Origin of the sequence: Sphingomicrobium sp., from assembly GCA_036563485.1 — a bacterium.
Lineage (GTDB): Bacteria > Pseudomonadota > Alphaproteobacteria > Sphingomonadales > Sphingomonadaceae > Sphingomicrobium.
Genome location: DATCMI010000001.1, coordinates 363,709 through 377,058, shown reverse-complemented (window position 1 = coordinate 377,058; position 13,350 = coordinate 363,709). Strand labels below are relative to the sequence as shown.

Annotated in this window: 11 protein-coding genes; 6 read left to right on the top strand and 5 right to left on the bottom strand. The window is 65.7% G+C overall.

Translation table 11 applies throughout. The annotated features are described in order from the left end of the window. The first annotated feature begins 27 nt into the window (after window positions 1–27). Entirely contained in the window at window positions 28–1,356 is a 1,329-nt protein-coding gene (locus tag VIL42_02015) for a deoxyribodipyrimidine photo-lyase (protein HEY8591621.1), read from the top strand. Between the two features lie 14 nt (window positions 1,357–1,370). After that, on the top strand, window positions 1,371–2,654 hold the full coding sequence (locus VIL42_02010) for a cyclopropane-fatty-acyl-phospholipid synthase family protein (protein HEY8591620.1): 1,284 nt from the start codon (window positions 1,371–1,373) through the stop codon (window positions 2,652–2,654). Window positions 2,655–2,765: 111 nt separating this feature from the next. Here the strand turns inward: VIL42_02010 and VIL42_02005 are convergent, their stop codons facing one another. From VIL42_02005 to msrA, 4 genes are all read right to left on the bottom strand, one after another. Beyond that, on the bottom strand, window positions 2,766–3,368 hold the full coding sequence (locus tag VIL42_02005) for a LuxR C-terminal-related transcriptional regulator (protein HEY8591619.1): 603 nt from the start codon (window positions 3,366–3,368) through the stop codon (window positions 2,766–2,768). Window positions 3,369–3,406: 38 nt separating this feature from the next. Beyond that, entirely contained in the window at window positions 3,407–4,123 is a 717-nt protein-coding gene (locus VIL42_02000; protein HEY8591618.1) for an SDR family NAD(P)-dependent oxidoreductase, read from the bottom strand. Window positions 4,124–4,141: 18 nt separating this feature from the next. After that, window positions 4,142–5,590, bottom strand: coding sequence for an amidophosphoribosyltransferase (purF, locus tag VIL42_01995; protein HEY8591617.1), 1,449 nt, complete (start codon window positions 5,588–5,590; stop codon window positions 4,142–4,144). Window positions 5,591–5,716: 126 nt separating this feature from the next. Continuing rightward, entirely contained in the window at window positions 5,717–6,307 is a 591-nt protein-coding gene (msrA, locus tag VIL42_01990; GenBank protein ID HEY8591616.1) for a peptide-methionine (S)-S-oxide reductase MsrA, read from the bottom strand. A gap of 89 nt (window positions 6,308–6,396) precedes the next feature. Here msrA and VIL42_01985 point away from each other — a divergent pair, with 89 nt between their 5' ends. From VIL42_01985 to VIL42_01970, 4 genes are all read left to right on the top strand, one after another. Continuing rightward, a complete protein-coding gene (locus VIL42_01985) occupies window positions 6,397–8,193 on the top strand; it encodes an acyl-CoA dehydrogenase C-terminal domain-containing protein (protein ID HEY8591615.1) in 1,797 nt (598 codons plus the stop codon). 66 nt (window positions 8,194–8,259) lie between these two features. Then, the gene (locus tag VIL42_01980; GenBank protein HEY8591614.1) at window positions 8,260–8,478 is read left to right on the top strand and encodes a hypothetical protein; all 219 of its coding nucleotides are present in this window, start codon (window positions 8,260–8,262) and stop codon (window positions 8,476–8,478) included. A 142-nt stretch (window positions 8,479–8,620) separates the two neighbouring features. Next, entirely contained in the window at window positions 8,621–9,121 is a 501-nt protein-coding gene (locus VIL42_01975) for a hypothetical protein (GenBank protein ID HEY8591613.1), read from the top strand. Window positions 9,122–9,311: 190 nt separating this feature from the next. Continuing rightward, window positions 9,312–10,631, top strand: coding sequence for a L,D-transpeptidase family protein (locus tag VIL42_01970; protein ID HEY8591612.1), 1,320 nt, complete (start codon window positions 9,312–9,314; stop codon window positions 10,629–10,631). Between the two features lie 3 nt (window positions 10,632–10,634). On the opposite strand, the gene VIL42_01965 is transcribed toward VIL42_01970, so the two are convergent. Next, window positions 10,635–13,301: an EAL domain-containing protein gene (locus VIL42_01965; protein ID HEY8591611.1), complete on the bottom strand. Its 2,667-nt coding sequence runs from the start codon at window positions 13,299–13,301 to the stop codon at window positions 10,635–10,637. Window positions 13,302–13,350 lie beyond the last annotated feature (49 nt).

Below are 13,350 nucleotides of genomic sequence, written 5' to 3'. Positions count from 1 at the left end.
GAGCCGCTGACGGCGCGTTGATGCGGCATGACTTCGCTCGTCTGGCTCCGCCAGGACCTTCGCCTCGCCGACCAGCCGGCGATCGCCGCGGCGGCGGAACAGGGCGCCTTCGCCGCGCTCTACGTGCTCGACGACGAAACGCCCGGCCAATGGGCGATCGGCGGCGCCCAGCGCTGGTGGCTGCACTACAGCCTCGCGGCGCTGAAGGCCGACATCGAGGCGCGCCGCGGCGCGCTGATCCTCCGTCGCGGCCGCTCCTCCGAGCTGGTGCCGCAGATAGCGGCGGAGGCGGGCGCCGAGGCGATCCACGCCACCGCCCATTACGAGCCCTGGTGGCGCGAGACCGAAACAAAGATTTTCGGCCAACTTGTGATCCATGCCGGCGACACGCTGGTGCCGCCGGCCCGGGTGCTCACCGGCGGCGGCAAGCCGTACCGCATCTACGGGCCTTTCTACCGGGCGTTCTGCGAGCACGACGTGCCGGAGCCGCAGGCTGCGCCGGAACGGTTCGAGAAGCCGAAGCGGGTGCCGAGGAGTGACGACCTCAATGATTGGGACCTGCTCCCAACGAAGCCGAACTGGGCACAAGGCTTCTCAGTCTGGTACCCCGGCGAGCAGGGCGCCGAGACGCACCTCGACCGCTTCGCCGCCGAAGCCTCGAGATACGCCGAGCGGCGCGATCTGCCCGCTGAGGTCGGCACGTCCAACCTGTCGCCCCACCTGCACTTCGGCGAGATCAGCCCGCGCCAGGTGTGGCATCGCTTGCCGGGCGGCGACGCCGCCAAGTTCCGCAAGGAACTAGCGTGGCGCGACTTCTCCCGCAGCCTCATCCTCGCCGACCCTCAGATCGGCGACCGCGATCAACGCAAGGCTAAGCTGAGGTGGAGGACCGGCAGGCAGGCGGACGCCGACTTCGCTGCCTGGTCCAAAGGCCGCACGGGCTATCCCATCGTCGACGCCGGCATGCGCCAGCTGTGGGCGACCGGATGGATGCACAACCGCGTGCGGATGATCGCCGCGAGCTTTCTGGTAAAGCATCTGCTGATCGACTGGCGGCGCGGTGCCCAGTGGTTCTGGGATACGCTCGTCGATGCCGACTATGGCAACAACAGCCTCAACTGGCAGTGGATCGCCGGGACCGGGACGGACAGCCAGCCCTTCTCGCGGATCATGGCGCCGCTGACCCAGTCGCGGAAGTTCGCAGCCGCAGACTATATCCGCCGCTGGGTGCCTGAGCTGGCGCATCTGTCGGACGACGAGATCCACGATCCCACCGACCGCTCCGGCTACGCCGAGCCGCTGATCGGTCACAGGGAAGCCCGCCAACGGGCGCTTGCGCGAGCCCGCCGCGAGTAGCATTCCAGCCGCGCATGTCGACGCGCGGCGAACATCTGGTGCGGGCGGATCGCGGCTTCGCGACCGGCGGCGGGCTGCTCGCCCGCTTGACTGCGCCGACCATCCGGCGCGTCGTCGGCGAGATCGACAAGCGTCTGCAGTGCGGCGGGATCGATGTGACGCTTCCGGACGGCACCGAACGGCGGCTCGGCTTCCGCGGCCAAGGCGCGACTGCGGTGGTCAAGCTGTCGAGCTGGATGGCTCTCGTCCGTCTCGCCACCTCGGGTTCCGTCGGTTGGTATAAGGCGTGGGCGCTCGGCGAATGGTCGAGCCCGAACCCGGTCGCCATCTTCGAGATCTTCTCGGCCAATGCAGCGTCGCTTGGGGACGTGGGCCGCGCCAAAGGTCCGTTCCGCTGGCTGAACGCACTGGCCCACCGGCTCCGCGACAATGCGCCAGGAAAGGCGCGGCAGAACATCGCCGCGCACTATGACCTCGGCAACGACTTCTATTCCGCCTGGCTCGATCCGACGATGACCTACAGCGCCGCCCGCTTTCGCTCGGCCGCTGAGAGCCTCGAGCAAGCACAGCTGCAGAAGGTCCACGACCTGCTCGATCGGCTGGATCTCAAGGCGGGCGATCGGCTGCTGGAGATCGGCTGCGGCTGGGGCACCTTGGCGATGGAGGCGGCGAAGCGCGGCGCAAGCGCCGTCGGCCTGACGCTGTCGACGGAGCAGAAGGCCTGGGCGGAACGGAAGATCGCCGAGGCCAGCCTCAGCGACGCGGTCGAGATCCGCCTGCAGGATTATCGCGCCACTCATGAACAGTTCGATGCCATCGCCTCGGTCGAGATGGTGGAAGCGGTAGGCCAGCGCTGGTGGCCGGCCTATCTGGACTGCATTGCCCGCAACCTCAAACCAGGCGGCCGTGCGGGGCTGCAGTTCATCAGCATCCGTCACGAGCTGTTCGAGCGCTATGCCCGCAGCGCCGATTTCATCCAGACCTACATCTTCCCCGGCGGCTGCCTCCTCGACGAGGTTCACTTCCAAGCATTAGCCGCAGAGCGCGGCCTGTCATGGGAGGAGCGGGAAGGCTTCCGCTTCGACTACGCCGAAACGCTCAGGCAGTGGCGCGACAGCTACAACCAGGCCGTGGCGAGTGGCGCGCTCGTCGGCTTTACCGACGCGTTCCACAATTTGTGGCGCTACTATCTCATGTACTGCGAAGGTGGCTTCCGCGGCGGCGCCATCGATGTCGCGCAGGTGACGCTCCGAAAAGCCGGAGCGCCACGTCGAAAGCCTGAGCAGAGGCCCGAATGAGGGGGTTGGCCCTGCACGCCTACAAGAGGGAAGAAGCGCGCAGGGCCGTTCGTCCCCGTTTAGAAGGACTTGCCGCGAACAACGATACGGGATTGGGCCCGTAGAGGCGGTCTAGAGCCCCGCCTCGACGGCGATGCGGATCGCTTCGGCGGACGTGCCGACGCCGAGCCGCTCGAGGAGCAGCGCGCGGTGCATCTTCACCGTCTTTTCGCTGATCTTCAGCTCCCACGCGATCTGCTTGTTGAGCAAGCCTTGCGCCATGGCGGCGAGCACGGCCCGCTGCCGGGGCGGGAGCGCACCGACCTGCGCTTCGGCCTGAGCGCGGCGGTCGTTGAATCCGGCGTGCGCCGGCCCGACCTCGACCTGCGACCCGAGGAACCACGCCAGTTTGCCGTCTTCGCCGAACAGCGGCGTGATCATCACCCCGTTTCGGAACGACGAGCCGTCGCTGCGGTAGTTCAATATCTCTTCATAGATCGGGCGCCGGGCTTCGATCGCTTCGCGCAGGCGCTGCGTGCTTCCCTCGTCCGTCTGCTCGCCGGCGAGAAAGCGGCAGTTACGACCGAGGATGTCCCTCTCAGGATAAAGCGTCAGGTCACAGAATGCCTGATTGACGATCTCGAGCGGGTTGTCGTTGGCGCGCGGATTGCTGACCACCATGGGGACCGGACTAAGGCCGATCGCCTCGATCAAATCCCGATCACTGCTCGCCATTTCCGAAGCTTAGCCGAAGCTTTTCCGCCGCGCGAGCCTTACGCGTCCACACGCATTTTGGCGCCCGTCGGCGCGTCGGCCAACAGACGGTCGACGATGGCGCCGGCGACCGCCTCTGGTGGTTTGAGCGTCTCCGGTTCCTCGCCAGGGAAGGCAAGCGCCCGCATGCGCGTGCGGGTTGCGCCCGGATCGACGATATGGACCTTGAAGCGTCCGGTATGTTCGGTCTCATCCGCATAGGCGCCGAGCAGAGTCTCGAGCGCGGCTTTGGACGATCCATAGGCGCCCCAGAACGCGCGGGGTTCGACGCCGACCGATGAGGTAAGCGCGACGACGTCCGCCTTTGGCGCCTTCCGCAGCAGCCCGTCGAACGCGGCGATTAGTGCCTGATTGGCGAGAAGGTTCAGGCTCAACAGCCGCGAATATTCCTTGGGATCGATATCCTGCACCGGCGTCAGCGAGCCGAGCATCGCGGCGTTCATGACGAGCACGTCGAGCTTTTCCCAACGTCCGGCCACCGCCACCGCGAGCTTGCCGATGCCCTCCGCATCGGTGAGATCGAGCGGCGCGATGGTCGCCGTGCCGCCGCCTTGGTGGATCCGCTCTTCGACCTCCTCGAGCGCAGCGCCGTTGCGCGCGACGAGGATCACATGCGCGCCGGCGGCGGCGAGCGCTTCGGCGGTCGCCGCGCCGATGCCGCGGCTGGCACCGGTCACGAGCGCGAGCCTGCCTTCGAAAGGCTTCGAATCAGTCATGGACAGCGCCTGTAGCGGCTAGCGGCTTGCCACCAAAGACAGCGTCGCGGCGCCGTCCTTCTCGGCGGCATCCGTGAGGGTGGTCGGATAGGCTCCCGTGAAGCAGGCGTCGCAACGCTGCGGCTGCGCCGCATCCCGCTCCTGGCCGAGCGCCCGGTACAAGCCTTCGATGGTGATGAAGGCAAGGCTATCGGCATTGATGTAATCGGCCATCGCCGGGATGCTCATCTGCGACGCGAGCAGCTTCGCCCGCTCCGGCGTGTCAACGCCGTAGAAGCAGCTGTGCGCCGTCGGCGGCGAGGCAATCCGCATGTGGACTTCGCGCGCGCCGGCGTCGCGCATCATCTGCACAAGCTTCACGCTGGTGGTGCCACGAACGATCGAATCGTCGACCAGGACGATGCTCTTGCCCCGGACCAGCGCGGAATTGGCGTTGTGCTTCAGCTTGACGCCAAGGTGCCGAACTTCCTGGCTCGGCTGAATGAAGGTGCGGCCGACATAGTGCGAGCGGATGATCCCGAGTTCGAACGGGATACCGCATGCCTGGCTGAAGCCGAGCGCCGCCGGCACCCCGCTGTCGGGTACCGGCACGACGAAGTCCGCGTCGACCGGCGCTTCACGGGCGAGTTCGGCGCCGATGTTCTTGCGCACCTCATAGACCGAGACACCCTCCGCGACGCTGTCGGGCCGCGAGAAATAGACATGCTCGAAGATGCATGGGCGGGGCGACACGTTCTGGAACGGACGGAAGGAGCGGAGACCGCTGTCGTTGATGAGGATCAGCTCGCCCGGCTCGACGTCGCGCAGATAGCTGGCGCCAATAACGTCGAGCGCGACGGTCTCGCTGGCGAAAATGGTCGCCTCGCCAAGCTTGCCCATGACCAGGGGACGAATGCCGAGCGGATCGCGGCAGGCGACCAGGCCTTCCGGAGTCAGGACGACCAGCGAATAAGCGCCCTCGACCTGCTTCAGGGCATCCGTCAGGCGGTCGAGCGTAGTGTTGAACTGCGAGGTGGCGACGAGGTGAATGATCACCTCGGTGTCGCTGGTCGACTGGAAGATCGAGCCGCGGCGGTTCAGCGTCCGCCGAAGCTTCATCGCATTCGAAAGATTGCCGTTATGTGCGACGGCAAAGCCACCCTCTGCAAGCTCCGCGAACAGTGGTTGGACGTTGCGGATCGCCGTATCGCCCGTGGTCGAATAGCGGACATGCCCGATAGCGCCGCGCCCCGGCAGCTGGCGCATGACGTCGTCGCGGTCGAAATTGCCGGCGACATGGCCCATCGCCCGGTGGGAGTGGAACTGCCTGCTGTCGAAGCTCGTGATGCCGGCGGCTTCCTGGCCGCGGTGCTGCAGGGCATGGAGCCCCAAAGCGACGAAGCTCGCCGCATTGTCGGCACCCCAAATCCCGAACACGCCGCATTCCTCGCGCAGCTTGTCGTCGTCGAACGGATTGGTCGTCAGCATGGCTTTGGGTCCCCGGCTACCCGCGTCGCGTCTGTCCGCGCCGATATAGGGGCGCACGGCTGACTTGTCGCCCCCGGGCTGAATAAATCGTGAAATCTTAATCGCTTACGGTCACAGCGCCGCTGCTTAGCCCTTGTAAAGCGCTGGGAATTTCTTCTTCAGCGCCGCAAGCTTCGGGCGGTCGTGAACGACGATGTAGGGGTAATAAGGGTTCCGCTCGGCGAAATCCTGGTGCCGGGCTTCGGCGCGGAAGAACCGGCCGCGCTCGATTCGGGTGACCACCGGCTTGTTCCAGATGTGCGCGGCCTCGACCTTGCCGATGAAAGCGCGAGCGACCCGCTCCTGATCCACGCTCTGCGGGAAAATTGCCGAACGATAGCTGGTGCCCCGGTCGGGACCCTGGCGGTTCAGCTGGGTGGGGTCGTGAGCGACCGTGAAATAGATGTGGAGCAGCTTGGCGTAGCTGATCTGCGCGGGGTCGTAGCTGATCTGAACCGCCTCGGCGTGCCGGGTCCGTTCGGAGCTCACTTTGTCATAGCTCGCGTCCGCGGCGCTGCCGCCGGCATAGCCGGAGACGACGTCTTGCACGCCTCTTACATGCTCGAAGACCAGCTCCATGCCCCAGAAGCAGCCGCCGGCTAGAACAGCCGTCTCGGTCTTTGCAGTGGCGGCGGTCGGAGCAGCGATCAGCGCCGCGGCGAGGAGCAGTTTTCGCATATGGCCTATGTAATGTGCCGCACCGCATTTACAGCGGCTGGACGAGCGCGAGTACCCGCAATAGGGTCTTGCTGACACGGAGGTAAGCAATGCCCACTTACAAGGCGCCGGTTCCCGATACGTTGTTCGTCCTCAACCAGGTGCTGGACATCTCCCGTTATTCGAACCTGCCCGGGTTCGCGAATGCGACTCCCGACCTGGTGCAGGCGATCCTCGAAGAAGCCGCGAAGTTCACCGAAGAGGTGCTGCAGCCGCTGAACAAAGTCGGGGACGAAGTCGGCTGTAAGCGCAACGACGACGGCTCGGTCACCACTCCGCCGGGGTTCAAGGAAGCCTATGAGCAATATGTCGAGGCCGGCTGGCCGACTCTGACGGCCCCGGAGCAATATGGCGGGCAGGGGCTTCCGCAGGTCGTCGGCACGGCGGTCAGCGAATATGTGCTGTCCGCGAACCAGAGCTTCGAAATGTATCACGGCCTGACCGCCGGCGCGATCGCGTCGCTCCTGGTCAAGGCCAGCGAGGAGCTGAAGGACCGCTACGTGCCGAACATGGTGAGCGGCAAGTGGACCGGCACCATGAATCTGACGGAGCCGCATTGCGGCACCGACCTCGGCCTCCTGAAGACCAAGGCCGAACCGAATGACGACGGCAGCTATTCGATCACCGGTACGAAGATCTTCATCTCGTCGGGCGAGCACGACCTTGCCGAGAACATCATTCACCTGGTGCTTGCGAAGCGTGCTGGCGCCCCGGACAATGTGAAGGGCATCAGCCTGTTCGTCGTGCCGAAGTTCCTCGTCAACGACGATGGCAGCCTAGGCGAGCGCAACAGCCTGCAATGCGGCGCCATCGAAAAGAAGATGGGCATCCACGGCAATTCGACCTGCGTCATGAACTATGACGGGGCGAAGGGCTGGCTCGTCGGCGAGCCTGAGAAGGGGCTCCAGGCGATGTTCATCATGATGAACGCCGCGCGCCTCGGCGTCGGCCTTCAGGGGCTCGCCCAGGGCGAGGTCGCCTACCAGAATGCCGTTGCCTACGCGAAGGAGCGGCGCCAGAGCCGCGCTCTCAATCAAGGCGCACGCGACGCGGAGGCGAAGGCCGACCCGATCATCGTCCACCCGGACGTTCGGCGCATGCTGCTGGAATCGCGGGCATGGAACGAGGCTGGACGGGCGCTGGTGCTGTGGGGCGCGTTGCTGGTCGATCTCCTCCGTCGCTCTCCGGATGAAGCCGAGCGCACCCAGGCTGACGACCTGCTCGGCCTGCTCACGCCCGTTATCAAAGGCTACATGACCGACAAGGGGTTCGAGGCCGCGGTGCATGCGCAGCAGGTATTCGGCGGCCATGGTTACATTCGCGAGCACGGCGTCGAGCAGTTCGTCCGCGATGCGCGGATCGCGATGATCTACGAAGGCACGAACGGCATCCAGGCGATGGACCTGGTCGGCCGCAAGCTGCCCAAGGACGGCGGCCGCGCCGTTCGCACCCTGTTCGAGGTGATCGGCCGCGACATCGCCGAAGCCAAGCAGGCCGGCGATCCCGCGGGCGTCGCAGCAGCACTCGAGCGGCCGCTCCAGGACCTTCAAGCTGCGACCATGTGGCTGGCGCAGAACGGCATGGCCGATCCCGACAATGCCGGCGCCGGTGCCTACGCCTATATGGAGTTGATGGGCCTCGTCAGCTTCGGCTGGATGTGGCTGAAGATGGCGGCCGCCTCGCAAAAGGCGATCGACGCAGGCGAAGGCGACCAGTCGTTCAACGACGCCAAGCTTGCGACCGCGCGTTTCTTCGCCGAGCGGGAGCTGCCGGAATCGACCGGGCTGCGGCGCAAGATCGAGGCTGGTGCCGAGGCGTTGATGAGGATGCCGGCCGAGGCCTTCTAGGGCCCGCGGCGCAACTCATTCGCGCGCTCGCGTGTTGGCGGGGGACAGCAACAGGAGGTCCCCCACATGCGCGCCTTGTTCACCTTAGCCCTTCTCGTCGCCGTTGCCGGCTGCAGCAGCCAGGCGGCGAAGGAGGACAAGCTCGACGACGCGGCGAACGTCTCGACGCCCGAAGCGGCCGAGGTCCTGAACGGTGCGGCGGAGAACGGGATGGATCCCGATGCGGCCCTGAATGCGGCGGCCGAAGCGCAGGCCGGGAATGCGGGCAGCGAAAACAGCCAGTAAGCGCCGGCGAAGCCTTTGTTAAACCGCGGTTCACGCCACTGCGATGGATCGGCGGAACTCTGCGACGAATGACGACGCACCCTCCAACAGCGGCGCGTTGAAGGCGCAAGGCTCCAACCCAGTTGGAAGGAGGAATTGAGCCATGCGTACTATGATCAAAATGCTTGCCGGCGCGGCCGGCCTTGCGGCGTTCGCTGCCGCCACGCCCGCCGCGGCGCAGGTGTACGGTTACAGCCCCTACGGCTACGGCACCTACAACCCTTACGGCTATGCCAATGCTTATGGTTATAACGGCTATACGCCTTATGGCGTGAACTCGAACGCGGCGCTGCAGCAGTGCACCGCCGCGGTTCAAAACCGCCTGTACAATCGCAATACCCTGGGCACGATCCTCGGCTCGCTAGTCGGTATTCCGATCAACCAGGGCCGAGTAGTCGGCATCACGTCGGCGACCCAGACGAGTCGCGGGACGCTTCGTGTTCGCGGCCTCGCGAGCAGTGGCCGCTATGCGACCAACACCTATAATCCCTACGCTTATGGCGCCCTTGGCTATGGGACCAGCCAGGCTGCGGACCTCTCGTTCACCTGCGACGTCGACTATCGGGGCTACGTCCGGGACGTTGATATCGACCGCCGCTACTAAGGCGGGCGACACGGCCAGAGGAGGAGCGCCGGCACTGCCGACGCTTCTTTTTTGCGTGTACAAGACGCTGATATCGAACGCTTTTCTTCTACATCGCGCGTTCAGCGGGGATGTCGTATAAACGTCGCTTGATGTTGTGCGTTCATCGCGCCGGAGCGCTCGTCGCGCCAAGGGAGACACAGTGGAAAAGATGACATTCTTTCGCGGCGCCCTGCCGCTGAGCGGAATTGCTGCAGTGGCGGTAGCCGGCGCGGCGATCAGCCTGCCGATCGCCCTTGCCGAAGCACCTGCCGTGGCGGCCGCGCCATCGGTCGCGGGCGGCGTTGCCGACTTCTATCGCGCACGCGGCGGGAGATCGCTTTGGTTCTCGCCCGGGTCAGGAGCTGCCGCCCAGCAGCTGGTGGCCTTGCTTGCGACCGCCCAGGCGGATCGCTTGAACCCGCGGCGCTACAATGTTCGGGCCCTGACTCGCGCGGTCGCGGATGCGCGTGCCAACCCGGCAGCGGCCCAGCGCGCCGACATGATGCTGAGCGAGGCGTTCGTCGCTTATGCTCGCGACCAGAAGCACGACCCCAACGTCGGCATCGTCTATGTCGATCCGGAGCTGCGTCCGGCGCCGCCCTCTGCAATGGAGCTCCTCAGTGCCGCGGCGCGTGCGCCGTCGCTGTCGGATTATGTCCAGAACATGGGCTGGATGAGCCCAATCTACGCCAAGCTGCGCGCGGCGATCGCCGGCCGCATGTACAATGGCGAGGGGCAGCGCCGGCTGCTCGAACTCAATCTCGAGCGCGCACGCGCCCTTCCGGCGGCGCACGGCCGTTACGTGATCGTCAATCCTCCGGCAGCGCGCCTCTACATGTATGAGGACGGCCAGGTCGTGGATTCCATGCGCGTCGTCGCCGGGCGCCCGGACCCGATCGCGCAGACGCCGATGATGAACGCCTACATGCGATACATCGCGCTCAATCCCTACTGGAATTCGCCGGCGGACATCACGGCTAAGAAGCTCGCGCCGACCATCCTCAAGGAAGGGCGCTCCTACTTCTCCAAGCGGGGCTATGAGCTGCTGTCCGACTGGTCGGACCATGCGCGGGTGATCGACCCGATGTCGATCGACTGGCGCGCGGTTCAGCAGGGCCGCATCCAGGCTCGCCTTCGCCAGAAGCCCGGACCGGCGAACTCGATGGGGCGGATGAAGTTCATGTTCCCCAATTCGCAGGGCATCTGGCTCCACGACACGCCGGAGCGCGAGAAGATCGAGGAGGCTGCCAGGCTTCAGAGCAATGGCTGCGTCCGGCTCGAGGATGCGCCGCGGTTCGCGCGCTGGCTGTTCAACGGCAGGGCCCCGAAGGCACAGGGTGCCCGGCCCGAACAGAAGGTCAACCTGCCGCAGCCGGTGCCGATCTACATCACCTATCTGACCGCAGTGCCGAGCGGGACGTCGATCGTCTATTTCGACGATTTCTACGGCAAGGACCGTGGGCAGGCGCGACGCATGGCGGCGCGCTAGCGGCTAGCTCGCCTCGCGCTGCTGGTCGACGTACCAGGGCCGCAGCATCGTGACCTCGCTGCGCTTCTCCTTCTTCGGGGCGAGGCGGGCGAGGTCGAACTGCTGGCCGAACTGGACGCCGAACTTGCCGGCTTGCGACCAGCGAACCACGCCCCGCACCGGCCCGACGCCGACGATATCGATCGCCAGCTCGGTCCCAGGCGCGACCGCGGCGGGCGTTTCGACCAGCGCGCCCATCGACGAAATGTTGCGCAGCTTCACCTCTACGGTGAGCCCGTCGATGCAAGTCACGGCGCGGCGCATTAGGCGATGGCGCGGCTCGCGGCTGCACGCGAAGCCGTCGGCTTCGACGGTGGCACTGTTGGCCAGCTCGCGTGCAGTCGCCGCTTCGGTGGGTTTCCCGAAGATATAGCCCTGGACCATGCTGACGCCGAGTTCGCGGATCAGCTGCAGGTCGTCGTGCGTCTCCACGCCCTCGGCGCACGTGTCCATGCCGAGCGTTTCGGCAAGCGTCACGATGGCGCGGATGATCGCTGCGTTGCGGTTGGTGGCCGAGGCGGCGCCGCGGACGAAGCTCTGATCGATCTTGATCTTGTCGAACGGAGCTTTCTTCAAATAGCCGAGCGAGCTGTAGCCGGTGCCGAAATCGTCGAGCGCGAGGCGGACGCCAAGCTTCTTCAAGCGCGCGAACGTATCGTCCGTAGTATCGCCCTCGGCGAGGAACACGCCCTCAGTGATCTCAAGCTCCAGGCGGTCGGCAGCGACACCTGACTCCGCGAGATGCTTCGCGATCATGTCGACCACGGCAGGGTCGTTGAACTGCAGCGGCGACAGGTTGACGGCAACGCGGACATGGCTCGGCCAGCGCGCTGCCTCCTCTAGAGCGGTCCGCAGCACCCATTCGCCGATGCGTCCGATGAGGCCGGCCTCTTCGGCAAGCGGCACGAACTTAGCTGGCGAAATCGCGCCGCGTGTCGGGTGCTGCCAGCGCGCGAGCGCTTCGAAGCCGGAGATCTCTTCGCCGGCGGCCCGCACGACCGGCTGGTAATGGACGCTGAGCTCGCCACGGTCGATTGCCTGGCGGAGATCGTTTTCGAGCAGCTGGCGTTCGGCGGCTTCGCTGTGCATCGCCGGTTCGTAGAAGCAGTGCTTGCCGCGGCCTGCTCCCTTGGCGGCGTAGAGCGCGAGGTCGGCGTTGCGCACCATGGCGTCTGCGCTTGAGCGTCCCGGGTCGCCGATCGCGATGCCCACGGATGCGCCGATCGTCACCTTGTGACCCTCGATCGAATAAGGACGCGACACCTGCTCGATGAGGGTGCGAGCGAGCGATTCGAGCAGGCCGACGTCGACGGTACCCGGCAGGACAGCCTGGAACTCGTCGCCGCCGAGGCGGCCCACCTGGCCGTTATTGCCCATCACCGACTTCAGCCGCTCCGCGACCTGGCGAAGCAAAGCATCGCCGATCGGATGGCCGAGCGTGTCGTTCACGTTCTTGAAGCGGTCGAGGTCGATCATGAAGAGCGCGCAGCCCTTCTGCCGGCGAGCCGAATTGCGGAGCGCTTCCTCGACCGTTTGGCGCATCATCGCCCGGTTCGGCAGCGCGGTGAGCGAGTCGAAGCGGGCCAGGCGCGAAATCTCGCGCTCGGACTTACGCTGTTCCGTGAGGTCGGTGCCGATACCGCGGAAACCCAGGAAGCGGCCGCGTTCGTCGAAGATCGGGTTTCCGGACAGCGACCAATGCACGTCTTCCTGGCTGGCCGGGCGGACGACGACATCGGCAAATGGGAAGCGTGCCGAGAGGTGGAAGCCGAGAGTCTTGCTTTCTTCGGTCGAAGCCGAGCCTTGGTCGACTGAGACTAGGTCGGTGAACTGGCGCCCAAGAAGTGCGCTTGGTTCGCAGTGAAAATCCTCGGCGAGCTGGCGCGAGACGTAGGACAATGTCCCGAAGGAGTCGGTCTCCCAAAACCATCCGCGTCCGGTGTTTTCGAACTCGTCGACGAAGTTCAGCGCCTTTCTCGCCTGCCACTCCAGCGCGAGCCGGCGGCGCCCGTGGGCAAGCGTCTCACGCGTGTTGGCGAGGCTGTAGCCGGCGAGCAGGACGGCCACGGTATCGATGGCGACGGTGATCGCGAGATTGTTCGAAAAGAGGGCCGTCGCGACGATCGCGCCGACGGCATTGATGATGGCGAGCGGGGGAGCCGCTACCGCAACAACCGAACGGACGAAGAATCCGGTCGCGACCGCAAGCACTGGCAGGCTTGGGTCGGTGGCCTGTCCGGAAGCAAGCGCGAGGCTCCAGAAGGCCCACAGGGCTCCGATGCCAGCGAGATAGCCGCACATCAGTCGCGCGACCGTGTGAGGCGCCATCTGCACGCGTCGCCAGCCTACGAGGACCACGCCCGCCGCGATGTCGAGGAGGATCGAGCCCGCGAACGGAAGTAGAACGGCAGGACCAGATCCACCCGTTTCCGGATGCAGGAACAGCGTGCAGGCGATCACTACATGTGCAGCCAGCAGCAGCCAGGGGGCAAAGCTCCACGTTTCGACCCGGCGCTCAGCAAGGGTCAGCTCGGCACTCAGCTGATGATCGCGGATGTCGAACAGCAAGGCGTCACTGATCGGCGCCCGCGGGGCTGCGAGCGCATCAAATTCCTGGGCTTTGCCGAACATGGCTCGACGCATTGGCGATCACCTACAGGCGAACGCCTTATGCGCCCGC

Bases quoted from the DNA above. Each gene is read 5' to 3' on its own strand.
- VIL42_01965 (HEY8591611.1), bottom strand. From the start codon at position 13,301: ATGTTCGGCAAAGCCCAGGAATTTGATGCGCTCGCAGCCCCGCGGGCG.
- VIL42_02010 (HEY8591620.1), top strand. From the start codon at position 1,371: ATGTCGACGCGCGGCGAACATCTGGTGCGGGCGGATCGCGGCTTCGCG.
- VIL42_02000 (HEY8591618.1), bottom strand. From the start codon at position 4,123: ATGACTGATTCGAAGCCTTTCGAAGGCAGGCTCGCGCTCGTGACCGGT.
- VIL42_02015 (HEY8591621.1), top strand. From the start codon at position 28: ATGACTTCGCTCGTCTGGCTCCGCCAGGACCTTCGCCTCGCCGACCAG.
- VIL42_01980 (HEY8591614.1), top strand. From the start codon at position 8,260: ATGCGCGCCTTGTTCACCTTAGCCCTTCTCGTCGCCGTTGCCGGCTGC.
- VIL42_01975 (HEY8591613.1), top strand. From the start codon at position 8,621: ATGCGTACTATGATCAAAATGCTTGCCGGCGCGGCCGGCCTTGCGGCG.
- purF (HEY8591617.1), bottom strand. From the start codon at position 5,590: ATGCTGACGACCAATCCGTTCGACGACGACAAGCTGCGCGAGGAATGC.
- msrA (HEY8591616.1), bottom strand. From the start codon at position 6,307: ATGCGAAAACTGCTCCTCGCCGCGGCGCTGATCGCTGCTCCGACCGCC.
- VIL42_01985 (HEY8591615.1), top strand. From the start codon at position 6,397: ATGCCCACTTACAAGGCGCCGGTTCCCGATACGTTGTTCGTCCTCAAC.
- VIL42_02005 (HEY8591619.1), bottom strand. From the start codon at position 3,368: ATGGCGAGCAGTGATCGGGATTTGATCGAGGCGATCGGCCTTAGTCCG.
- VIL42_01970 (HEY8591612.1), top strand. From the start codon at position 9,312: ATGACATTCTTTCGCGGCGCCCTGCCGCTGAGCGGAATTGCTGCAGTG.